This window comes from Streptomyces sp. NPDC030814, from assembly GCF_055572155.1.
Genome location: NZ_JBVIDX010000007.1, coordinates 324,297 through 347,146, shown reverse-complemented (window position 1 = coordinate 347,146; position 22,850 = coordinate 324,297). Strand labels below are relative to the sequence as shown.

The 22,850-nt window shown below is 70.1% G+C and carries 21 protein-coding genes and 1 other RNA gene; 15 read left to right on the top strand and 7 right to left on the bottom strand.

Annotation, left to right across the window (positions count from 1 at the left end):
- Positions 1-227: 227 nt before the first annotated feature.
- Positions 228-1,334 (top strand): peptide chain release factor 2, encoded by a 1,107-nt coding sequence (gene prfB / locus ACZ43N_RS18285; protein WP_468098549.1) that lies wholly within the window; start codon positions 228-230, stop codon positions 1,332-1,334.
- Between the two features lie 333 nt (positions 1,335-1,667).
- The gene (locus ACZ43N_RS18280; RefSeq protein ID WP_468098548.1) at positions 1,668-2,531 is read left to right on the top strand and encodes a hypothetical protein; all 864 of its coding nucleotides are present in this window, start codon (positions 1,668-1,670) and stop codon (positions 2,529-2,531) included.
- A gap of 135 nt (positions 2,532-2,666) precedes the next feature.
- On the opposite strand, the gene ACZ43N_RS18275 is transcribed toward ACZ43N_RS18280, so the two are convergent.
- A complete protein-coding gene (locus ACZ43N_RS18275) occupies positions 2,667-2,861 on the bottom strand; it encodes a hypothetical protein (RefSeq protein ID WP_055518486.1) in 195 nt (64 codons plus the stop codon).
- A 263-nt stretch (positions 2,862-3,124) separates the two neighbouring features.
- Between ACZ43N_RS18275 and ftsE the strand changes: the two genes are divergently transcribed.
- From ftsE to ssrA, 6 genes are all read left to right on the top strand, one after another.
- Complete coding sequence (ftsE, locus tag ACZ43N_RS18270; protein ID WP_468071591.1) at positions 3,125-3,814, top strand: cell division ATP-binding protein FtsE; 690 nt, start codon at positions 3,125-3,127, stop codon at positions 3,812-3,814.
- Positions 3,815-3,857: 43 nt separating this feature from the next.
- Positions 3,858-4,769, top strand: coding sequence for a permease-like cell division protein FtsX (ftsX, locus tag ACZ43N_RS18265; protein WP_468098547.1), 912 nt, complete (start codon positions 3,858-3,860; stop codon positions 4,767-4,769).
- 147 nt (positions 4,770-4,916) lie between these two features.
- Positions 4,917-5,522 (top strand): hypothetical protein, encoded by a 606-nt coding sequence (locus ACZ43N_RS18260; RefSeq protein ID WP_468098546.1) that lies wholly within the window; start codon positions 4,917-4,919, stop codon positions 5,520-5,522.
- 118 nt (positions 5,523-5,640) lie between these two features.
- Positions 5,641-6,834 carry a S41 family peptidase gene (locus tag ACZ43N_RS18255; protein WP_468098545.1) on the top strand — a complete coding sequence of 398 codons (1,194 nt, stop codon included), beginning with the start codon at positions 5,641-5,643 and terminating at the stop codon, positions 6,832-6,834.
- 58 nt (positions 6,835-6,892) lie between these two features.
- Entirely contained in the window at positions 6,893-7,432 is a 540-nt protein-coding gene (smpB, locus tag ACZ43N_RS18250) for an SsrA-binding protein SmpB (RefSeq protein ID WP_468098641.1), read from the top strand.
- A gap of 223 nt (positions 7,433-7,655) precedes the next feature.
- Positions 7,656-8,058: a transfer-messenger RNA gene (gene ssrA, locus ACZ43N_RS18245) on the top strand.
- Positions 8,059-8,155: 97 nt separating this feature from the next.
- Here the strand turns inward: ssrA and ACZ43N_RS18240 are convergent.
- The 4 genes from ACZ43N_RS18240 to ACZ43N_RS18225 form a co-directional block, all read right to left on the bottom strand.
- Positions 8,156-9,169, bottom strand: coding sequence for a LacI family DNA-binding transcriptional regulator (locus tag ACZ43N_RS18240; protein ID WP_468098544.1), 1,014 nt, complete (start codon positions 9,167-9,169; stop codon positions 8,156-8,158).
- Positions 9,166-11,445, bottom strand: coding sequence for an alpha-xylosidase (gene yicI / locus ACZ43N_RS18235; protein WP_468098543.1), 2,280 nt, complete (start codon positions 11,443-11,445; stop codon positions 9,166-9,168). The genes ACZ43N_RS18240 and yicI overlap by 4 nt, the downstream gene beginning before the upstream one ends.
- 16 nt (positions 11,446-11,461) lie before the next feature.
- Positions 11,462-11,602, bottom strand: coding sequence for a hypothetical protein (locus ACZ43N_RS18230; protein WP_468098647.1), 141 nt, complete (start codon positions 11,600-11,602; stop codon positions 11,462-11,464).
- 442 nt (positions 11,603-12,044) lie between these two features.
- Positions 12,045-13,463, bottom strand: a complete 1,419-nt coding sequence (locus ACZ43N_RS18225) for an MFS transporter (RefSeq protein ID WP_468098541.1) — start codon at positions 13,461-13,463, stop codon at positions 12,045-12,047.
- An 84-nt stretch (positions 13,464-13,547) separates the two neighbouring features.
- On the opposite strand from ACZ43N_RS18225, the gene ACZ43N_RS18220 reads away from it, so the two are divergent.
- The 5 genes from ACZ43N_RS18220 (at position 13,548) to ACZ43N_RS18200 (ending at position 20,185) form a co-directional block, all read left to right on the top strand.
- A complete protein-coding gene (locus tag ACZ43N_RS18220; RefSeq protein WP_468098540.1) occupies positions 13,548-14,522 on the top strand; it encodes a LysR family transcriptional regulator in 975 nt (324 codons plus the stop codon).
- Positions 14,523-14,678: 156 nt separating this feature from the next.
- Complete coding sequence (locus ACZ43N_RS18215) at positions 14,679-15,722, top strand: hypothetical protein (RefSeq protein WP_468098539.1); 1,044 nt, start codon at positions 14,679-14,681, stop codon at positions 15,720-15,722.
- Positions 15,722-18,022, top strand: a complete 2,301-nt coding sequence (locus ACZ43N_RS18210) for a glycosyltransferase (protein ID WP_468098538.1) — start codon at positions 15,722-15,724, stop codon at positions 18,020-18,022. Before ACZ43N_RS18215 ends, ACZ43N_RS18210 begins: the two co-directional genes overlap by 1 nt.
- Positions 18,019-19,203, top strand: a complete 1,185-nt coding sequence (locus ACZ43N_RS18205; protein ID WP_468098536.1) for an acyltransferase family protein — start codon at positions 18,019-18,021, stop codon at positions 19,201-19,203. Before ACZ43N_RS18210 ends, ACZ43N_RS18205 begins: the two co-directional genes overlap by 4 nt.
- Before the next feature lie 166 nt (positions 19,204-19,369).
- Positions 19,370-20,185, top strand: coding sequence for a hypothetical protein (locus ACZ43N_RS18200; protein WP_468098535.1), 816 nt, complete (start codon positions 19,370-19,372; stop codon positions 20,183-20,185).
- Here the strand turns inward: ACZ43N_RS18200 and ACZ43N_RS18195 are convergent.
- Together ACZ43N_RS18195 and ACZ43N_RS18190 are read right to left on the bottom strand one after the other, a co-directional pair.
- A complete protein-coding gene (locus ACZ43N_RS18195) occupies positions 20,161-20,370 on the bottom strand; it encodes a DUF397 domain-containing protein (RefSeq protein WP_468098534.1) in 210 nt (69 codons plus the stop codon). The genes ACZ43N_RS18200 and ACZ43N_RS18195 overlap by 25 nt on opposite strands.
- A gap of 11 nt (positions 20,371-20,381) precedes the next feature.
- A complete protein-coding gene (locus ACZ43N_RS18190; protein WP_468098533.1) occupies positions 20,382-21,230 on the bottom strand; it encodes a helix-turn-helix domain-containing protein in 849 nt (282 codons plus the stop codon).
- A 223-nt stretch (positions 21,231-21,453) separates the two neighbouring features.
- Between ACZ43N_RS18190 and ACZ43N_RS18185 the strand changes: the two genes are divergently transcribed.
- Positions 21,454-21,951: an ATP-binding protein gene (locus ACZ43N_RS18185; protein ID WP_468098531.1), complete on the top strand. Its 498-nt coding sequence runs from the start codon at positions 21,454-21,456 to the stop codon at positions 21,949-21,951.
- Positions 21,952-22,099: 148 nt separating this feature from the next.
- Positions 22,100-22,777, top strand: coding sequence for a ScbR family autoregulator-binding transcription factor (locus ACZ43N_RS18180; protein WP_468098529.1), 678 nt, complete (start codon positions 22,100-22,102; stop codon positions 22,775-22,777).
- Positions 22,778-22,850 lie beyond the last annotated feature (73 nt).

Below are 22,850 nucleotides of genomic sequence, written 5' to 3'. Positions count from 1 at the left end.
CGCGCAGTTCCCCGCGCCCCTGAAGGCTTGGGCCTGCGGCCCGGCCTTCATCAGGTGGCGCCCCTGAAAAGCACGGGGCGCAGCCCCGGCCGCTTTTCAGGGGCGCGGGGAACTGCGCGACCAGCCCCCACTCACCCGCACCCGCCAGAACCACCCGTACCCCCGAGCCATGAGGCGCTCGCAACCACCCGGGAGGGATACGTTGCCGTAGCCGTTACGCTGGGGGCGTGGCAGTCGTCGATGTATCCGAAGAGCTGAAGTCCCTCTCGTCGACCATGGAGTCGATCGAGGCCGTTTTGGACCTCGACAAGCTGAGGGCAGAGATCGCCGTGCTCGAGGAGCAGGCGGCCGCGCCGTCCCTGTGGGACAACCCCGACGAGGCGCAGAAGATCACCAGCAAGCTGAGCCACCTCCAGGCCGAGGTCAGGAAGGCGGAGGCGCTGCGCGGTCGTATCGACGACCTCGCCGTGCTCTTCGAGATGGCCGAGGAGGAGGACGACCCGGACACCCGCGCCGAGGCCGAGGCGGAGCTCGCCTCCGTGAAGAAGGCCCTCGACGAGATGGAGGTCCGCACGCTCCTCTCCGGCGAGTACGACTCCCGTGAGGCGCTCGTCAACATCCGCGCCGAGGCCGGTGGTGTCGACGCCGCCGACTTCGCGGAGAAGCTCCAGCGGATGTATCTGCGCTGGGCCGAGCAGCACGGCTACAAGACCGAGATCTACGAGACGTCGTACGCGGAAGAGGCCGGCATCAAGTCGACCACCTTCGCCGTGCAGTCGCCGTACGCGTACGGCACCCTCTCCGTCGAGCAGGGCACGCACCGCCTCGTCCGGATCTCGCCCTACGACAACCAGGGGCGCCGCCAGACCTCCTTCGCCGGTGTCGAGGTGCTCCCCGTCGTCGAGCAGTCCGACCACGTCGAGATCGACGAGTCCGAGCTGCGCGTCGACGTCTATCGCTCCTCCGGCCCCGGCGGCCAGGGTGTCAACACCACCGACTCCGCCGTCCGCATCACGCACCTGCCGACCGGCATCGTCGTCTCCTGCCAGAACGAGCGCTCGCAGATCCAGAACAGGGCCACGGCCATGAACGTCCTCCAGGCGAAGCTGCTCGAGCGGCGCCGCCAGGAGGAGCAGGCCAAGATGGACGCACTCAAGGGCGACGGCGGCAACTCCTGGGGCAACCAGATGCGTTCGTACGTCCTGCACCCGTACCAGATGGTCAAGGACCTGCGGAACAACTACGAAGTCGGCAACCCCGAGGCCGTGTTCAACGGCGAGATCGACGGCTTCCTGGAGGCCGGAATTCGCTGGCGCAAGCAGCAGGAGAAGTAAGGGGAGCGACCCTGTCGCAGAACCCCGGACAATTTCAGCGCTTTATCGACAAGGCAACTGCCGTCCATCGGACGGCAGTTGCCTTGTCTGTGGGGGGATGTCTGGGTTTTACGTCACACTCACACGACGTTACCGCGGTCAAATCCGATGAACAGGACATCGCGTACGCAACGACCTTGACGTTGCATCGAAAACTGGGAAGGCTGGCGGATGGCATGCGCATTACTGGGACGCATGTGAACCGGGGGACTTCGCAAGCTACCGACTGCCCCCGTTGATCGCGGCCCCGGGCGCTGCTCCATTTACTGATGAGCTACTGGGGGTAGCAGCCATATGACGAAGAAGACGCGGATCCGCGTGGCGCGAATCGCCGCGGGTGCCGTGATCGCCGCCGGCGCGTCGCTGACCGCCGCGGGTGCCGCTTCCGCGCTGGACCTCGGTGTCGGTATCGGTGTCAACACCGGCAACGGTGTCTCCGCCGATGTCGGCGTCTCGGTCGACACGGAGGGTGACACGGACGGCACGTCCATCGGTGCCACACAGGGCACCACCGGCACCGCCGGTACGACGGGCACCACGGGTACGACCGGTACCACCGGCACGACGGGTGACACTGGTACCACCGGCACCACGGGTGACACGGGTACGACTGGCACGACTGGCACCACCGGTACCACTGGTACCACGGGCACCACCGGTACCACTGGCACGACCGGCACCACGGGTACGACCGGCACCACGGGTGGCAATGGCAACTCGGGTGGCAACAGCTCCACGGGTGGCAATGGCAACTCGGGTGGCAACAGCTCCACGGGTGGCAACGGCAACTCGGGTGGCAACAGCTCCACGGGTGGCAACGGCAACTCCGGCGGCAACAGCTCCACCGGCGGCGACTCCTCGACGGGCGGCGGCTCCGCCACCGGCGGCGGCTCCTCCACCACCGGTGGCGGTGACGCCACCTCCGGCGGCACCGAGCCCGACGGCGGCAACGACGAGGTCGTCCAGGAAGAGGGCTCCTCGCAGCTGACCGACACCGGTTCCGAGACCGAGGCTCAGGGCTCCGGTACCGGTGAGCTGGCCGAGACGGGTGCCGCCGAGACCACGTTCCTGCTGGTCGGCGCCGCCACGATGATCGTCGGTGGTATCGGCTTCCGGCTGCTGCCGCGCCTGATGGCCGGCCGCGGCGCCGCCGCCTGATCCCAGACGGTCACGCACGGCGACGCACACGGATGAAGGCCCGGGGCAGCCGGCCCCGGGCCTTCGTCGTGTCCGTCGCGCCGGCGGGTGGTGACCGCCGGTCGCTCATGCGTCCGCTGCCGGCGCTCTGTCGCCCTATGCGGTCGTCTGGTGCGCCAGCAGCGCCAGAGCCGTTATCAGGATCGCCAGGAGGGCGATCAGGGTCATCGGGCTCAGGCCCGCGAACGGGTTCTCCTGCTGGAGCCGCTCGCGACTGGCCCGGCACACATGGCAGCGGCCCTCGGCGACGGGCGACGCGCAGTTCGCGCACACCAACCGGTCGTACGTCATGCGCCTCGCCCTCCTTGCAATGGCCTCACACACACCTCAACGCTTCGCGGAACCGGTGCGTTCCGCTGATTCGCCGGTCCCCTCCTCCTCCACTGTGCCAGGTTCCTCCGGAGCGTGCGCGGGCGCCCGAGAAAGGGGCGGGTGCCGTAAGGGCTGTCCCGCAATCCCCGGCGAGGTCACCGACGCACTTCCCCGCGCCCCTGACGAGGACGGGTAGCGGTACAGTCTCGACCATCCATTCCCCGACGGCCTGTGGTGCATCCGTGATCCGATTCGACAACGTGTCCAAGGTCTACCCGAAGCAGACCCGCCCCGCCCTCAGGGATGTGTCCCTGGAGGTCGAGAAGGGCGAGTTCGTGTTCCTCGTGGGGTCCTCCGGCTCCGGAAAGTCCACCTTCCTGCGGCTGATCCTCCGGGAGGAGCGGTGCAGTCAGGGGCAGGTGCATGTGCTGGGCAAGGATCTCGCCCGCCTGTCCAACTGGAAGGTGCCGCAGATGCGCCGCCAGCTCGGGACGGTGTTCCAGGACTTCCGGCTGCTGCCGAACAAGACCGTCGGCGAGAACGTCGCCTTCGCGCAGGAGGTCATCGGGAAGTCGCGCGGTGAGATCCGCAAGTCAGTCCCGCAGGTGCTGGAGCTGGTCGGCCTCGGCGGCAAGGAGGACCGGATGCCGGGCGAGCTGTCCGGCGGTGAGCAGCAGCGCGTCGCCATCGCCCGGGCCTTCGTGAACCGGCCCAAGCTGCTGATCGCCGACGAGCCCACGGGCAACCTCGACCCGCAGACCTCCGTCGGCATCATGAAGCTGCTCGACCGGATCAACCGGACGGGTACGACCGTGGTCATGGCCACCCACGACCAGAACATCGTGGACCAGATGCGCAAGCGCGTCATCGAGCTGGAGAAGGGCCGTCTCGTCCGCGACCAGGCGCGCGGCGTCTACGGCTACCAGCACTGACCACTGCTCGACGACCGTCCACGGAAAGGCTTGACCAGACGCCATGCGCGCGCAGTTCGTCCTGTCGGAGATCGGTGTGGGTCTCCGCCGCAATCTCACGATGACTTTCGCGGTCGTCATCTCGGTGGCCCTGTCCCTCGCCCTGTTCGGCGGCTCCCTGCTCATGCGGGACCAGGTGAGCTCGATGAAGGGCTACTGGTACGACAAGGTCCAGGTGTCGATCTTCCTGTGCAACAAGGCGGACGCGGAGGCGGACGCCAACTGCTCCAAGGGTGCCGTCACCTCGGAGCAGAAGCGGCAGATCAAGAGCGACCTGGGCAAGCTCGACATCGTGGAGGAGGTCTACTACGAGTCGGCGGACGAGGCCTACAAGCACTACAAGGAGCAGTTCAAGGACTCCCCGCTGGCCGCCTCCCTCACCCCGGACCAGATGCAGGAGTCGTACCGGATCAAGCTCAAGGACCCGGAGAAGTACAAGGTCATCGACACCGCGTTCTCCGGGCGGGCCGGTGTCCAGTCGGTCGAGGACCAGCGGGACGTGCTGGAGAACCTGTTCAACCTGCTCGGCGGCATGAACGTCGCGGCGCTCGGTGTGATGGGCCTGATGCTGGTCGTGGCGCTGCTGCTGATCGTCAACACGGTGCGTGTCTCGGCGTTCAGCCGGCGGCGGGAGATCGGCATCATGCGACTGGTGGGCGCGTCCGGCTTCTACATCCAGGCGCCGTTCATCATGGAGGCCGCGATCGCGGGCCTGATCGGCGCGGGCTTCGCCGGGACGCTGATCGTCGGCGGCAAGTACTTCCTGGTCGACCAGTGGCTCGCGGAGAAGATCCCGCTGGTCAACTTCATCGGCTGGGACGTCGTGCTGACCAAGCTGCCGCTGGTCCTGGCGATCGGGCTGCTCATGCCGGCCATGGCCGCGTTCGTTGCGTTGCGGAAGTACCTCAGGGTCTGACGCTCGTTGCGTGATCATGACGATCTAGGGACACAACAGCGATTACCTGCGCGATCCTTGATCGTTAAGCTCTTCTCGACCGATCGCGCTCCCGGTGGGCCACGAGTTTCCCGGGGCAACGACTGTGAACGAGGGGAACAAGCGATCATGCATGCACTCAACGGGGGAGCAGGGAAGCGGATGGCCGGTACGGCGGTGACGGCCGCCATCGGGGCGGCCCTGCTGCTGCCCGCCGTGCCCGCCTCGGCCGCCGGTGCCGGGAGCGCGGCTGCCGCCCAGGCGGCCCAGGCGCCGGCGGCTTCGGCCGTGGCGGCGAAGGGCGGCGAGTACAAGTACCACTACACGTACCGGGTCATCCGTAAGACGACGCCCGCCGAGGTGTCGTTCAAGAAGATGAACAAGATCATGAACGGTGTGTTCCCGATCAAGGGCATGCCGAAGACGGTCAAGAAGAATCAGAAGATCTGTCTGAAGATGGTCAAGGACTGCAACCCGGTGCGCGTCACCGCGGTCGGCAAGACCTACTTCACGCTGAAGTCCCTCCCCGGGCATCTGGAGGGGGCCGGCAAGATCATCACCTTCAAGCTGGTGAAGAAGAACGGCTACCTCGTCCTCGACGTGTCGGCCCACGGCCCCAAGGCCGTCTGGCAGAAGCACCCCACCACCGACAAGTCCAACCGGCTCTTCGCCAGGGGCATGTGGGGCGCGTACGCGGTGAACCTGGCCAAGGCCGCCGAGTACAACCTGGTGTGACCGGCCGGGAAGAGAATGTGCCGCACGTCACGGCATGTCTGATGGTGTGACGCACGCCAACGGGGGCCGTACCGGCAAGGGCCGGTACGGCCCCTCCCGTTGTCCTAGACTCGCCGACATGTCAGGCCGCGACCTGTTCTCCCAGCCCCGCCGCATCCGCCGCGGGGCGGCCCTGACATTGGTCTTCGCGAGCGTGCTCGCCACGGGCGCCGCGACCGGCTCCTTCGACGACCTGTACCGCAAGGAGAGCGCCTCCGGCGCACCCCGCCCCGTCCCGGCCGCCCAGCAGCAGGACGTCGCCGAGGCCGCCGCCGACGCCATGGCCGAGGGCAAGTCCCCCGTGGAGGCCGCCGAGCGCGCCGTCAGCCGCAGCGGCGACCGCTGGGGCGCGGTCTACTCCGAGGGCGAGTACGAGGAGTTCGAGGAGGCCCTCGACGGCGAGTACACCGGTGTCGGGCTGTGGGCACGGCTGGAGCGCGACGGCCGGGTCGAGATCACCCGGGTCCAGGACGGCTCGCCCGCCGCCGCCGTAGGCATCCGTGCCGGGGACCGGCTCGTCAGTGTCGACGGCGAGAAGGTCGACGGCCGCCCCGTCACGGACGTCATGTCCTTACTGCGCGGCGACGCGCTCGGCGGGGCGGACGAGACCGCCGAGGACGCCGCCGCCGGTACGAAGGTGTCGCTGGGCCTGCGGCGCGGCACCCGGACATGGCAGGAGACGCTGCGCAGGGCCCGCCTGTCCACCGAGGACGTCACCGTCAGCCGTCTCGCCGGCGGGATCACCGTGATCAAGGTCGACGCGTTCACCAAGGGCTCCGGTGACATGGTGCGCGCGGCCGTCGAGCAGGCCGCCGACGCGACCGGGTTCGTGCTCGACCTCCGTGGCAACTCCGGTGGCCTGGTCACCGAGGCCGTCACCGCCTCCTCCGCCTTCCTCGACGGTGGCCTCGTCGCCACCTACGACGTCAACGGAGAGCAGCGCGCCCTGCACGCCGAAGCCGGCGGCGACAGCACCAGACCCCTGGTCGCGCTCGTCGACGGGGGCACGATGAGCGCGGCCGAGCTGCTCACCGGAGCGCTCCAGGACCGGGGCCGGGCGGTGGTCGTGGGCTCCCGCACCTTCGGCAAGGGCTCCGTGCAGATGCCGAGCCGCCTCCCCGACGGGTCCGTCGCCGAGCTGACCGTCGGTCACTACCGCACCCCGTCCGGCCGCGGCGTCGACGGCCGGGGCATCACCCCCGACCTGGACGCCGGCGACGACGCCCTGCAGCGGGCCGAGACGGTGCTGAGCGGGCTCGGCGAGTACGAGTAATCGGCTTTCCCCGCCACCCCTCCGTAGTGCGAAAATGGACGGCACTATGAGCAAGGGAATGTACGTACCCAAGGAGTCCCAGCCCAAGCAGGGCGGGGCGGCCGCCAAGGCGAGGGACGGCGAGAAGGGCGGCAAGCGCAAGATCGTCGCCCAGAACAAGAAGGCCCGCCACGACTACGCGATCATCGACACCTACGAGGCCGGGCTCGTCCTCACCGGTACCGAGGTCAAGTCGCTGCGTGAGGGACGGACCTCGCTGACCGACGGCTTCGTCCAGATCGACCGGGGAGAGGCGTGGCTGCACAACGCGCACATCCCCGAGTACCACCAGGGCAGCTGGACCAACCACTCCGCGCGCCGCAAGCGGAAGCTGCTGCTGCACCGCGAGGAGATCGACAAGCTGGAGGCCAAGGCCCAGGAGACGGGTCACACGATCGTGCCCCTCGCCCTGTACTTCAAGGACGGCCGCGCCAAGGCGGAGATCGCGCTCGCGCGAGGCAAGAAGGAGTACGACAAGCGGCAGACCCTGCGGGAGAAGCAGGACCGGCGGGAGTCGGACCGCGCGATCGCGGCGGCGAAGCGGAGGCAGCGCGCGTAGGGGGTGTCGTGAAAGTCCCGCACAGCACCCGCGGCGCCCGGCACGCACCCTCGCCGCACACCGCAGGCACCGCACTGGACTTTCACAACACGCCCTAGCCGAGGTGACGTGCGCGTCGCCGCCGGGAATACAGTGGCATGCGCTCGCGTTGGTCACGTACGATGGCATCCGCACCTCACAGCGGGTGCGAGCGCCCTCTCCGGAGGGGTTGAAAACACAACATGGGGATGATCGGTTTCGACAGCGGATGTCGAAGCAGGGGAAGCGTGTCGAGGAAGCGGCCATGATCTCGTAAACCACAGGCCGAAAAAAATAATCGCCACTGTTAAGAGCGATTCTCCCGAGCAGCGCTTCGCTCTCGCCGCCTGATCTCAGGTAGCGAGACCGAGCCTCTCATTTAAAGGGAGTGTCAGCCCGGGGCTGTTCCCGACCCGGATCCTGGCATCAGCTAGGGGACTAAACCTCGATCCCGGTCACGGGGTGAAGAGGGAAATCAAACAGTGACTGAGCCCGTCGGCGACTTGTTCGCGTGATCGCCGGGGCTGAGAAACTCATAGCGAACTGCACACGGAGAAGCCCTGGTTCCGCACCGTTGGACGCGGGTTCGATTCCCGCCATCTCCACAATTCCCATGTGACGCATGAACAGCGGGGCCCGGTGGTCGACCAGACCACCGGGCCCCGCTGTGTTGTGCCTCAGCGCTCCGTCCTCCGTCTTCCGCCCTCAACCTGACAGCCGGCGGGCCGTGCTCGCTCGCGGCGTCAGACGGGGCGGGAGCAAGGTGGCCTGGGGGGCGGGGGTGCCGGTCAGCTTCCTCATCAGGAGATCCACGGCCTGCTCGCCCAGCTCCGTCGACGGGATGGCGATCGACGTGAGAGGGACCCGGAGGGACAGGGCGAGGTCGTCGGGGCAGAGGGCCGTGACCGAGAGGTCGGCCGGGATCCGGAGGCCGAGGTGCTCGAAGGCGTCCAGCAGGGGATCCAGGACGGCTTCGTTGTGGACCACCACGCCGGTGAGGGCGGGGTGTTCGCGCAGCAGCCGCTCGGCGACCTCGCGGGCCGCGGCGGGCGTGGCGTCGCAGGGGTGGACCGTGGACGTCATGCCGTGCCGGGTGGCGGCGGCGGTGAAGCCCTGGAGGACCCGCTGCGCGAACGAGGTCTGGCGGACGTACACCTCGGGCGGCGAGCCGATCAGGCCCACGACACGGTGGCCCAGACGGGCCAGGTGGTCCACGCACAGCTCGGCCGCCGCCCTGAAGTCCAGGTCGATGCAGGTCAGGCCGTCCGCCGAGGCGGGGAAGCCGATCAGCACCGAGGGCCGGTCCAGCATGCGCAGCAACGGCAGTCTGGGATCGTGGAGTTGGACGTCCATCACGATCAACGCGTCGACGAGGGCGGTGTCCGCGACCCGTCGCAGCCCCTCCTCGCCCTCCTCCTGCGTCAGCAGGAGCACATCGTGGTCGTGGGCGCGGGCCGACGTCACCACCGACACCGCGAAGCCCATCATCACCGGCACATGGATCCCGGCCCGCAAAGGCACCACCATCGCCAGCACGTTCGACTTGCTGCTGGCCAGGGCGCGGGCACCCGCGTGCGGGCGGTAGCCCAGCTCACGGATGGACGCCTCCACCCGCGCCCTGGTCTCCGCAGAGATCGGGCGCTTGCCGCTCAGCGCGTACGACACGGTGCTGGGGGAGACGCCCGCGTGCCGCGCCACATCCGTGATCTTGACCGTCACCGCGATCCCCTGCCTTCCGGGTCGGGCTCCCCGTCCATCGTCAGGAAGCCCGTGCCGGACTCCGCCCGGACCTCTCGGCCGTCCACCGCCAGGCCCCACGCCGCCCTCGGGTCGCTGCACGAGGCCCGCAGGGCATGCCCCTCCCGTGCGACGGTGAAGGTCACGTCACCCACCGGGACGGTGACCTGGGCGCCGTGAGCGAGGCCGTACGCGTGCAGGGTGACTCCGGCGGCGTGGTCGTAGTCCGGTCGGTCCGTCACCGCGCCCACCGGGATCACCGCGCCCGGACGCACCAGCAGCGGCAGGCTCAGGAAGCCGTGCCGTTCGCGGACCCAGCGGGGGCCGGTGACCGTCCCGCCGGTGAGGTAGTGGGTCCAGGTGCCTTCGGGGACGTAGTACGAAACGTCCCCCTCGTCGTTGAAGACCGGCGCCACCAGGAGGTCGGGGCCGAGCATGTACTGGCGTTCCAGATGGGCGCAGCCCGGGTCGTCGGGGAACTCCAGGACCATCGCGCGCATCATGGGCACGCCCTCCTCGTGGGCGGCGCGCGCGGCCTCGTACAGGTAGGGCATCAGGCCGAGCTTGAGGTGGGTGAACGTCCGCAGGACGTCCACCGATTCGTCGTCGAAGAGCCAGGGGACGCGGTACGACGACGAGCCGTGCAGCCGGCTGTGGGAGGAGAGCAGGCCGAAGGCGATCCACCGCTTGAACAGGGCGGGCGTCGGGGTGCCCTCGAAGCCGCCGATGTCATGGCTCCAGTACCCGAAGCCCGACAGCCCCAGCGACAGCCCGCCCCGCAGCGACTCGGCCATCGCCTCGTACGTCGACTCGCAGTCGCCGCCCCAGTGGACGGGGAAGCGCTGGCTGCCGGTGGTCGCGGAGCGGGCGAAGAGGACCGCCTCGCCCTCGCCGCGGTGCTTGCGCAGGACGTCGAAGACGGTGCGGTTGTAGAGGTAGGTGTAGTAGTTGTGCATCCGCTCCGGGTCCGTGCCGTCGGACCAGGTCACGTCCAGTGGGATCCGCTCGCCGAAGTCGGTCTTGAAGCAGTCGACGCCCTGGGCGAGCAGCGTCTGGAGTTTCGACGCGTACCACTGGCGGGCGGCCGGGCTGGTGAAGTCGACGAGGGCCATGCCGGGCTGCCACAGGTCCCACTGCCAGACGTCGCCGTCGGGTCTGCGGAGCAGATGGCCGAGCGCCCTGCCCTCGGCGAACAGCGGGGAGCGCTGGGCGATGTACGGGTTGATCCAGACGCAGATCCGCAGGCCCCGGCGTTTGAGGCGGGCCAGCATGCCCTCCGGGTCGGGGAAGACCCTCGGGTCCCACGCGAAGTCGCACCACTGGAACTCGCGCATCCAGAAGCAGTCGAAGTGGAACACGGACAGGGGCAGCCGGCGCTCCCGCATGCCCTCGATGAAGGAGGTCACCGTCTCCTCGTCGTAGGAGGTGGTGAAGGAGGTCGACAGCCACAGGCCGAACGACCAGGCGGGGGGCAGGGCCGGGCGGCCGGTGAGGGCCGTGTACTTGCGGAGGATCTCCTTCGGGGTGGGGCCGTAGACGACGTAGTACGTCAGCCGCTGGGTCTCGGCGCTGAACTGGACCCTGGAGACCACCTCTGAGGCGACCTCGAAGGACACCTTGCCGGGGTGGTCGACGAAGACGCCGTAACCCGCGTCCGTCAGATAGAACGGCACGTTCTTGTAGGCCTGTTCGGTGGCCGTGCCGCCGTCCGCGTTCCAGACGTCGACGACCTGGCCGTTCTTCACGAGCGGGCCGAAACGTTCGCCGAGGCCGTACACGGAGGTGCCGACGCCGAGGTTCAGTTGCTCGCGCAGATGGTGGGCGCCGGATCCGTCCCGCATGATGCCCATGGACTTGGGGCCGCTGGTGGTGAGGGTGCGGCCGTGGGCGAGGAAGTCGACGCGCCAGGGGCCGGTGCGGGCCACCCGGACGGAGAGGGCACCGGCGGTGAGGGTGGCGTGTTCGTCGTCGTACGAGGTGTGCGGGGTGAACTCCTCGGCGGTGAGCTCGAACTCGGGGCCGCGGGGCCGCTCGCCCTCGAAGTGGGTGAGGGTGACTCCGATGACATCGGGCATCGGGGCGTGGGCGCTGATCGTCACGACCGGTCCCTTCAGCAGGTCACCGCGGTGGCGGACGGGTTGGGTGGGGGCATGGATCTCCAGGGCGCCCGCGTCGGTGGCGGTGACGTCGAGGACCTGGGCCGGGTGGGCCGCGGTGACGCCCTCCCGCAGCAGCCAGTAGCCGTCGGTGAACTTCATGTGAGGGGGACTCTCCTTACGTCACGGCCTGCTTCCCGGCTCCCACGGCGATACCGCGGGTGAGGGTGCGCTGGAAGACGAGGAAGAAGACGAGAAAGAAGACGAGCGCGGGCAGGACACAGAGAAGGGCGGCGGCATTGGTCATCGTGGCGTCCATCAGGGATCGGTGCCTTGCCCCGGATGAAGGAGACGCCGGCGTCCTCGGACTTCGTCCCGCTGGACTTCCCGTCGATGTACCCCTTGTCCACCCACTCGGCGAAGGTCCTGGCGCCGTACGTCCAGGCCGTGCCACAGGTGGAGGGTCCTGCCGTCGGCGGCGCCGCCGTCCGCGCCGCCGCAGGAGGCGAGGAGCAGCGCGCCGCTACGGGCTGTCCCCGCCACCGCCGTGCGGCGTCGTCCCGCCGCCGTGGCGGGGGTTGTTCCGTGTCCTTGGGCCTTCGCTCCGCGCCGTGCTGCCGCTGTCCCACGCCGTCGTGCCGTCAACATCCAGTGCCTCCGGGGGAGTCGGATGGGTTTCGGGGCGTTGCGCAGTCGAATCGTTTCGACGACGCACGTCGAAGCGCTTCGACGGGCGACGGTAAGGGTGGGGCGTAGACACGTCAATGGGGCGCGGGGAAATCGGCCGGGCGCCGTTTCGACGCGGCCAGGGAGAGCAGCAGGGCCAGCGTGGCGGCTGCCACCGGCACGGCGAAGCCGGTGGTGACCGGGCCCGGGCCGTGGTCCACCATCCAGCCGCCGAGCGCGGAACCGCCCGCGATACCGCCGAGGAGGCCGGTGACGGCGAGGGTCATGCCCTCGTTCAACTGGCCCTCGGGAGTGCGCTCCTGGATCAGGGACATCGCCGTGACCATGGTGGGGGCGGTGGCCATGCCGGCCACGAGGAGGGCCGGGGCGAGGGGGAGGAGGGAGCCGGTGGCCGAGGCGGTGAGCCAGGGCAGGGTCATCAGGGCCGCCATGGCCGCCAGGCAGAGGGGGAACCGGCGCTCGGCGGATCGGGTCACCCGTATCGCGCCGTACGCCAGGCCCGCGGCGCAGGAGCCCGCCGCCTGGAGGCCGAGGATCAGCCCCGCCGCGGAGGCGTCGCCCCGCGCGTCGGCATGGGCGATCGTGACGACCTCCAGGGAGCCGAAGACGGCGCCCATGGCGAGGAAGACGGCGAGGAGGGCGGGGACGCCGGGGGCGCGGACGGGGGACTTCGCGGTCGTACGGCCGCTCGGTGGCGGCTCGGTGGCGCGCTGGGCGGCGAAGACCAGGACGCCGGTCAGGAGGACGAGACCGCCGATCAGGGTGCCCGCCTCGGGGAACAGGGAGGTGCAGAGGAAGGCGGCGATGACGGGGCCGACCATGAAGCACAGTTCGTCCGCGGCCTGTTCGAAGGAGTTCGCGGTGTGCAGGGCCGCCGGGTCGTCCTTCAGGAGGTGGGCCCAGCGGGCGCGGGCCATGCCGCCGGTGTTGGGGGCGGTCGCGGTGGCCGCGTAGGAGGCGAACAGTGTCCAGGCGGGGGCGTTCCAGTGGACGCAGGCGATCAGGGAGAGACCGCCGAGGAGGGCGAGGGCGGTGGCGGGGACGGCGACGCGGGCCTGGCCGTGGCGGTCGACGAGGCGGGCGGTGTAGGGGGCGACCAGGGCGGTCGCGGCGAGTCCGGTGGCGAGGACGGCGCCGGCGAGGGCGTAGGAGTCGCGGGCGGGGGCGATCATCAGGATCGCGCTCACGCTGAACATGCCCATGGGGAGGCGGGCGAGGAGGGCGCCGATGGTGAAGGCGCGGGTGGCGGGGCGTTGGAAGAGGTGGCGGTAGGAGGCGGTGACCGAGGGGCTGGGTGCGCCCGAGGGATCGGGGGTGCTCGTGCGGGTGCGGGTGCCGGTTCGTCGGGGCCGGTCGCGCGGTTCCCCGCGCCCCTGAGGTCGGCCGGGGCCCGGGTCGGCTCTTTCGTATCCCTTGGGCCGGCGGGGGGTGAAGTCGGCTGCCACGAGCTGGTCGGCGGTCACGGTCAGCAGAGGTGTCGAGCGTTGCGGCATGCGTCCTACCGTCGCCCGGTCCATGATCCACCGTCCAACACCTACTCCGTGGTGATTCACGCACCCCGGTTGTAAGTTCGGCGGATGTCCATCGCTCCCGATGCCGTCGCGCCGCGGCTTCTGCGTGCCTTTCTCGCAGTGGTCGACGAGCTGCACTTCACCCGGGCCGCCGCTCGGCTCTATGTCGCGCAGCAGGCGTTGAGCCGGGACGTGCGGCGACTGGAGCGGGAGCTGGGGGCGGAGTTGTTCGTGCGGACGACCCGGCAGGTGGTGCTCACGCCCGACGGGGAGCGGCTGGTGCCGTACGCGCGGCGGGTGCTGGAGGCGCAGGACGCGTTGGTGGGGGCGTTTCGGCAGGCCCGGCCCTTGCTGGTGGACCTGAACTCGCCGGGGCTCGCCACGGGCGTACGGGTGCTGCGGCGGGCCCGTGAGCTGGTGCCCGACGTGGAGTTGCTGGCGCGCTACGAGAGCGGGCTGACGTATGCCGCGGCCGAGATCCTCGCCGGGCGGCTGGATGTGTCGTTCGGGAGGTTCGCGGGGCTGGCCCCGGCGGTGCGGGCGCGGCTGGAGCAGCAGCCCGTGCGGTACGAGCCGATGGCGGTGATCCTGCCCGAGGACCACCGGCTGGCCGCGCTGGACGCCGTGCCGCTGGCGGAGCTGAAGGGCGAGTCCGTGTACGCGGGCGCCGGCAACCCCCGTACACCGGAGTGGACGGAGCTGGCCCGGCAGTTGTTCGAGGGGCGGGGGATCGAGATCGCGCCCGCGGCTCCGCTCGTGGTGGGGGAGGAGGAGTTCGCGCGGGTCATGGCCAAGACGCGGACCCCCGTGCTGGCGGTGGTGGACTTCCCGCCCATGCCGCACAGTGTGCTGCGGCCGCTCGTCGACCCCGTACCGCTGTCACCCGTCTCGCTGGTGTGGCGGAAGGGGTTCACGCATCCGGGACTCGACGCGCTGCGGCGGGCCGCGGCCGAACGAGCGGGGGCGGAAGTATGGCTCTCACATCCCCAGGACGGGTGGATTCCGGCCACAGATGCACTCATCATGATGAGTTTCCCCTGACAGCACACACATGTACATCTCTCCCACCTCTACATTCGGGCCTCCGGGTGCGTGTGATGGGCGGGGCGCCCCGGATCGGGTGGGGGCCCGGTCCGGTACAGGAAAGTGCGAGAGTCCGGCATCGAACATGCATCCGCAACCCGTGGGGGGAAGCGCGTGCACGTGGAGAAGTGGCCGCAGGGCGTCCAGCCGGAGCGGTCCGACGGCGAACGCCGTGACGAACACCGTGGTGGACCAGGGGGCGGCATCGGTGCCGACCCGTTCGCCCGGACCGGCATCTCTGCCGGAGACGAGGTGGTCCGGCCCAGGGCCGCCGACAGAGCGGGGTCCGTGCCCCGGCAGCCGAGCGCCTTCGCCGGTGTGCCCCGGCAGCCCGACGGGCGCGAGGCCGGGCGGCCCACCGCCGTGGCGGACCCCTGGGAGCAGCCCGACCAGCCCGGCCGCAACCACGACCCGCACGAGGTGACCGTCCAACTGGACGGCGTCGGAAGGGAACTGGACGGGCCGGGCAAGCACGCCGGCAAGGACGCGGACAAGACGGCCGGGGCTCAGCCGGACGGGCCGGTCTTCGTGGACGAGTCGGGGCGCCGGCGCAACCGGTACCGCAAGCTCGGCATCGCGGTCGGCACGACCTGCGCGGCGTACGCCGTGGTCATCGTCGGCACGCTGGTGTCGGGCAACTCGGACGCACCCTGGCTGCCGATGCCCATGCAGAAGGACGAGGCGCCGGCGGACAAGGTGGACTCCCCGCCGCTGCCGGCCGAGTCGGCCGACGTCGCCGACACGGCGGACGGCGCCGTACCGCCGCCGAGCGCGGGATCGGTGTCGCCGGGAGCGACACTCCCACCGGGCCGCGGCGGTTCGCGCGGCGGCGCCCGCCGGGACGGGAACGAGGAGTCCCCGGAGGCCTCCGCCAGCGCCGGGCCCACGGCCGGCGCGAGCGCCGGGCCGCAGCCGAAGCCGAGCAGCGGCGTGCAGGAGCCCGAGCCCTCGGTCTCCGCGTCCCAGCCGTCGGGCGGCGGCTCCAGCCCCTCGCCCACCCCGTCGCCCACGCCCTCCGAGTCCGGCGGCGCCGCTCCCGGCCCGGGATCCGACACGGACACCGTCGCCGACGGCCCGCCGACCCCGGCACCGGTCGAGCCCGGCCCCGCGGCGCCGGAGAACCCGCAGGACCCGCAGACCCCGGAGAACCCCGCCTGATGACCCGCTCCCCGCGCGGCGGCACGCTTCGGCGTGCCGCCGCCAAGCGACGTACCCGCACATCACGTTCGTCCGAGGCCGCCGACGGCAGGGCCGGGAACCGCCCGAAGGGCACACCCGGGCGCCGGACCGTGCGGCTGCCGCTGCGCCACATCCTGCCCTGCTTCGTCCTCGTCGCCCTGATGGCGATGCTGATGCTGCGCGGGTACGTGCACAGCGAGATCCTCGCCGACCACCGGGTCCGGCCGCCCGTGTCGAACGACCGGGTGCCGAAGCAGATCCTCGACGGCGGACCGGTGATCGACACCCGCTCGGGCCGTGAGACGAGCCTCGACGTGCCCGACCGCGAAGTGGTCCTCACCTTCGACGACGGCCCGGACCCCACGTGGACGCCCAAGGTTCTCGACGTGCTGAAGAAGCACGACGCGCGGGCCGTCTTCTTCATCACCGGCACCATGGCCTCCCGCTACCCGGACCTGGTGCGGCGCATGGTCGACGAGGGCCACGAGATCGGGCTGCACACCTTCAACCACCCCGACCTCTCGCTCCAGTCCAAGCGCCGTATCGACTGGGAGCTGTCCCAGAACCAGCTCGCGCTCGCGGGCGCCGCGGGCATCCGGACCTCGCTGTTCCGGCCGCCGTACTCGTCGTTCTCGGGCCGTATGGACAACCGGTCCTGGCCTGTGACGAAGTACATCGGCAGCCGCGGCTACATCACCGTCGTCAGCGACACCGACAGCGAGGACTGGAGCAGGCCCGGCGTCGACGAGATCATCCGCCGCGCCACGCCCGAGGACGGCAAGGGCGCGATCGTGTTGATGCACGACTCCGGCGGCGACCGCTCGCAGACCCTCGCCGCGCTCGACCGGTTCATCGTCCAACTGCGCGACCAGGGCTACGAGTTCCCCAACCTGACCGGGGCGCTGAACGCACCCAGCGCGCACACCGGGGTCACCGGCGTCGGCCTGTGGAAGGGCAAGGCATGGGTGGCGCTCGTCCAGGCCTCGGAGCGGATCACGGGCATCCTCGTCGTGGCCCTCGCGGTCGTCGGCGTCCTCGTCCTCGCCCGCTTCGGTCTGATGCTGATCCTTTCGGTCTGCCACGCCCGCAAGGTCCGCAGGCGGAACTTCCGCTGGGGACCGGACGGCCCCGTCACCGAACCGGTGTCCGTCCTCGTCCCGGCGTACAACGAGGCCAAGTGCATCGAGAAGACCGTCCGGTCGCTGGTGGCCAGTGACCATCCCATCGAGGTCCTCGTCATCGACGACGGCTCCAGCGACGGCACCGCCCGGATCGTCGAGGAGCTGAGCCGGGACCTGCCGGACGTCCGGGTCGTACGGCAGCTCAACGCGGGCAAGCCCGCAGCCCTCAACCGGGGCATCGCCAACGCCCGGCACGACCTCATCGTGATGATGGACGGCGACACCGTCTTCGAACCGTCCACCGTCCGCGAACTGGTCCAGCCCTTCGCCGACCCGCGCGTCGGCGCGGTCGCCGGGAACGCCAAGGTCGGCAACCGGGACACCCTGATCGGCGCCTGGCAGCACATCGAGTACGTGATGGGCTTCAACCTCGACCGCCGTATGTACGACGTCCTGCGCTGCATGCCCACCATCCCCGGCGCGGTCGGGGCCTTCCGACGCGAGGCCCTCGAACGAGTCGGCGGGATGAGCGAGGACACCCTCGCCGAGGACACCGACATCACCATGGCCATGCACCGCGACGGCTGGCACGTCGTCTACGCGGAGAAGGCCCGCGCCTGGACCGAGGCACCGGAGTCCGTGCAGCAGTTGTGGTCGCAGCGCTACCGCTGGTGCTACGGCACCATGCAGGCGATCTGGAAGCACCGCGGGGCGCTCTTCGAACGGGGGCCCTCGGGCCGCTTCGGGCGGGTGGGCCTGCCGCTGGTGTCGCTGTTCATGGTGGTCGCGCCCCTGCTGGCCCCGCTCATCGACGTGTTCCTGCTGTACGGGCTGGTGTTCGGGCCCACCGAGCAGACGATCGGCGCGTGGTTCGGCGTCCTGGCCGTCCAGGCGGTGTGCGCGGCCTACGCGTTCCACCTCGACAAGGAACGCCTGACCCATCTGATCTCCCTGCCGCTCCAGCAACTCCTCTACCGGCAGCTGATGTACGTCGTCCTGCTCCAGTCCTGGATCACCGCCCTGACCGGCGGCCGGCTGCGCTGGCAGAAGCTGCGACGGACGGGCGCGGTGGGACTTCCGGGTGATCCCGGAGGGACCGGCGGCGCGGGCACCCCCGACGCCGGGACGCAGCCGCGCGAAGGGAGCCCGGTCGGATGAGCACCCTGACACGGACGTCCGGGGAAGAGACCCCGCAGGCACCGCCGCCCGCGCCCACCCGCGACCGCTACTTCGACTTCCTGCGGGCCCTGGCCCTCTTCCGCGTGGTCCTCTACCACCTCACCGGCTGGGCCTGGCTGCCGCTCGTCTTCCCCTCCATGGGCGTGATGTTCGCGCTGGCCGGCAACCTCATGGCCCGCTCGCTGAAACGCCCGGCCGTCCGGGTCGTCAAGGGCCGGCTCCGCCGACTGCTGCCGCCCGTATGGCTGTTGGGCGTGATCGGCGTGACCGGGATGGTGGCCCAGGGCTGGGGGCCGGACGCGGAGGGGCACCCCGCGTGGTGGTGGTTCCACCTCACCTTCTGGATCCTCCCGATCAGCGATCCCCCGTATGCCGAGGGCCTGCCCGGCGTGCACGGCTTCATCGGCGCCGACTGGGCCGTGGACCTCGCGGGACCCCTCTGGTACGTCCGCGCCTACCTCTGGTACGTCGTCCTGTCCCCGGTGCTGCTGCGCGCGTTGCGCGCGGTGCCCGTGGTGACGCTCCTCTCGCCGGTCGTCCTGTCGGCCCTGTTCGAACTGGGCTATCTGGCCCTGCCCGGGGAGCGGTTCGCGTCGGGCCTGACGGACTTCAGCACCTTCGGCGCGTGCTGGATCCTCGGCATGGCCCACCAGGAGGGCATCCTCGGGCGCCTCCCCCGGTACCTGGTTCCCTCCCTCGCCCCGGCCGTGGCCCTGACCGGCCTCTGGTACGCCCTGAACCACGACTTCGGCAATGGCAACGACCTGGACAGCATGCCGTTCGCCCAGGCGCTGTGGTCGCTCGGCACGGTGGCGCTGCTGCTCCACATCAGCCCCTCGTGGGCCGAGTGGCCGCGCCGGCTGCGCCGCTGGGACGCGCTGATCACCTTTCTCAACTCCCGCGCGGTGACGATCTACCTCTGGCACAACACGTGCATCCTCGTCGCCGCGACACAGTGGGACCGGCTCTGGTCCGTGGTGGTCCTCGAACAGAACGTCCCCTGGCTGCTGGAGAGCCCCTGGCCCGTGCTGGCGGTCACCTGGGTGCTGATCGTGGGCTGCGTCGTCGCCTTCGGCTGGGCGGAGGACCTGGCGGCCCGGCGCCGGCCGAGGCTGTGGCCGAACGGCGGGCGGTCCGGGCGGAGCGCGCGCAGGCAGTGAACGGTCCCGCGGGCGGCGGCACCGCGGCCGCCGCCCGGTCATGTACTGACCCCGTAACCAACCGGGATACGCACTTGCGTACGACTGAACCGGTGATGGATGTTGGGCTCGCTTGAGGCAGGTGTTCCTTGCCTCGCCGAAGCGACCCGAGGAGTGACACCCGCCGATGACTCAGCCTCCCGGCCAGCCCCCGTACGACGGTTACGGGGCCCAGCAGCCGCACCAACCGCCGTACCCGGGGCCGTACGGGCCCCCGCCCGGGGCGGGCGGACAGGCTCCCGGTCAGCCCGGCCCGCCGCCCAACCCGTACACGACGGCCCCGCAGCAGCCGTACGGCAGCGGGCAGCCCCCCTACGGCGGTGCTCCCGGTGTGCCGAACTACGGCCAGCAGTACGGCGGCTATCCGCCGCCTCCGCCCTCCGGGGGCAACGGCGGCAAGATCGCGTTGATCGTGGTCGCCGCGGTCGCGGCCCTCGCGGTGATCGGCGGCGGGATCTTCCTGCTCACCTCCGGCGACGGCGACGACACCTCGGCCAAGCCCCGGCAGAGCGTGTCGGCGCGGGCCGACGAGTCCAAGACGCCGACTGGTGAGCCGACCGAGAAGTACACGCCGACTCCGGAGGACACCGACACCGGAGGGGACGCGTCCACCCCGCCCAGCAAGGGTGTCGAGGGCCAGTGGCAGGACGACGAGGCGCGGACCCTGACGATCGGTGAGGAGCAGTCCTCGGGCGACCTCCAGGGCCAGCACCCGCTCTCCTACATCGACATGATCGGCGGCAAGGGCATCATGACCGGCGTCGGCAAGTACCGCGACGACAACAACTTCCGCATGGCGCTGCGGCCCATGGCCTCGGAGGACGTCGACGACAAGGACATCACCTTCGCCACGGTCCGCCGCTCCGGCGACGACGTCGTCATCACCTGGGAGGACGGCGGCGGCACGGACACCCTGAGCTACGTGGGCGAGGCGTCGGGCTGACCGCCCCGCGTCTCTTTGAGCGCGCGTATGAGCTGACCGAGCGGCGCCGCGCTCGTGGTGAGCACGGTGCCGGGGGCGTCGCTCTCGTGGAGGAGGACGACGCCGGTGGTGGGGTTGGCGGCGACGTGGAGGCAGTTGGAGGCGTCGCCGCTGTACGTGGACTTCTGCCAGTGGTGCATGGACATGCTGCGGCCTCTCAAAGGTCTTGGGCTACGCGATGGATGAAGTCGCGCGAGGCTTCGGGGCTCAGGGCATTCGCCTCCATGTGGTTGATCACGGCCCGATACTTGGTCAACTGGGCCTCACCGTCCAGGAACTCGACCCCGTGGTGTGTGTCCAGTTGAACGGTGTCCAGCTGGGGGACCGCTCCTGAGACGTAGTCGATGCCCTGGCCTGTGCCGTGAAAGCTCTCCCTGCCGAAGGGCACCACGCGAACCGTGACGTGGGCGAGTTCGCTCGTGTCGATGATGTGCCGCAGCTGCTTTACGGCCACGTCCCGGCCGCCGAAGCCCATTCTCAAGGCCGCCTCGTGGATCGTCGCCGTGTACGGCGTGGGCTCGTCCCTGTGGAGGATGCCCTGCCGCTTCATGCGGTGGGTCAGACGGTGCTCGATCTCGTACTGCTGGAGCGGTGGGAAGACACCGCGGAAGAGCGCTCGGGCATGGTCGGAGGTCTGGAGCAGGGCCGGGATGTGGATGACCAGGGCAACCCGCAACTCGGTGGCGTAGTGCTCCAGTTCCGCGAGGTCGATGAAACCGACGGGGAGATGGTCCCTGTACTCGTCCCACCAGCCACGGGTGCGTCCACCGGTCATGGCGGCCAAGGCGTCCACGAGCGCGGGATCGGCGCAGCTGTATGTGCGGGCGAAGGTGCGCACGCGGTCGGCGCTCACGGCGTAGCGGCCCGCCTCGATGCTGCTGATCTGCGCCTGCTTGAGCCCCAGCAGCCCTGCGGCGGCGCTGGACGTCAGTCCCGCGTGCTCCCTGAGCTTGCGCAGTTCGGCGCCCAGGCGCTGCTGTCGCAGCGTGGGGGTGCTGGCTGGCACTCGGCCTTCTCCGTCCACGTCGTTCCTCGCGGGTCACCCACAAGGGGTAATTGTTAACCCTATCGCCCGTTCGGTGTTAATTCTTACATTGAGCGGCGCTACGGTGTTGCCCGTACCCGCTCAACTCGGCCCAGCCCTAAGCCGGAAGCGCACCGAACCAGGCATTGCCACCGTTGGCCGCGGCCCTGAGCGGAGCAAGTCCCCTTTCTCCCCGGAGGCGTTCATGGTCACCGTATCCCCGTCCGACTCCCGTTCGCCCGAATGCTGGCAGTACTCCCTGCGGTTGCCGTACGACCCCAGAGCCGCCCGGATCGCGCGGGTGACGGTGCGGGCGATTCTGGCGAGCCATGGCCGTGACGAACTTGTCGACGTGACCGAGCTGTTGACGTCGGAGTTGGTCGGCAACGCGTACCGGCACACGAAGGGGCCCTCGTCGGTGCGCCTGGTCGCCCTGCGTGGCGGGCGGCTGCGGGTCTTCGTGTGGGACAGGAGCCCACAGGTTCCGCCCTCGTTCGGGGATGTGGACGTCGTCCCGGTCCCGCCCTCGCCGCCGCCGGCGGTGGACGTCGAGCACGGGCGGGGCCTCTTCCTGGTGCGGCAGTGTGCGGACCGGTGGGGGTGCTGGCCGCTGGAGGGTGGGAGCCTCGGGCGGGGCGGGGGGAAGTTGATGTGGTTCGAGGTGGGCGGGGAGCGGGCGGAGCCGTGGCGGGAGGTCGCGTGACGGCCTCGGGGAGGATCGGCAGAGCAGGCGAACGCCCTTGCTTATGAGAGCGCCTCAGGTGTCATGGATGCCGCATGGCTTCCGCTGGGCGCGGGTATTATACGTACCAGACGGTATTTTTTGCCGACGGGATGTAGGGAGGTGCGTGGTGGCGCTGCAGGAGCGAGCGATCCGGACGCGGGAGAAGATCGTGGTCGCGGCGGCCGCGGTGTTCGACGAAGTCGGATACGAGGCGGCGACCATCGCCCAGATTCTCAAGAAGGCCGAAGTCACCAAGGGTGCGCTGTACTTCCACTTCGCCTCCAAGGAGGAACTCGCGCAGGAGGTCCTGGCCCAGCAGGTAAGTGCCGTGCCCGCCGTCCGGGAACAGGACCTGACGCTCCAGTCGGCGATCGACGAGGCGCTGCTGCTGGCGTATCTGCTCAGCACCGGTGATCCGCTGGTGCGGGGCAGTGTCCGGCTCACGGTCGAGAAGGGGGCGCTGGACGGCCTGGACCGCCAGTCGCCCATGCAGAGCTGGGTGGACCGCTCGGAGGAGATGTTCACGCGGGCCAAGACGGACGGGGAACTGCTGCCCGACACGGATGTGGCTTCCATCGCGAAGGTGTTCGTGGGTGCCTTCACCGGAGTCCAGGTACTGTCGCACATCCTGACCCGGCATCAGGACATGGTGGAGCGGGTCTCCGATCTGTACCGGCATCTGATCTCCTCCATCGCGGTCCCCGGCGTCCTCGTACGCCTCGACTTCTCGCCCGCAAGGGCGGAACGCGTGTGGAACGACGCGCGGGCACAGAGCCGGGCGGGGAAGGAATCCGTACAGGGCTGAGCGCCTGATCCTCGGCGTGGCCTCGGGGCGCCGCCGCAGGCCGGACACGACATGTGCGCGGGTCCGGCTCTGC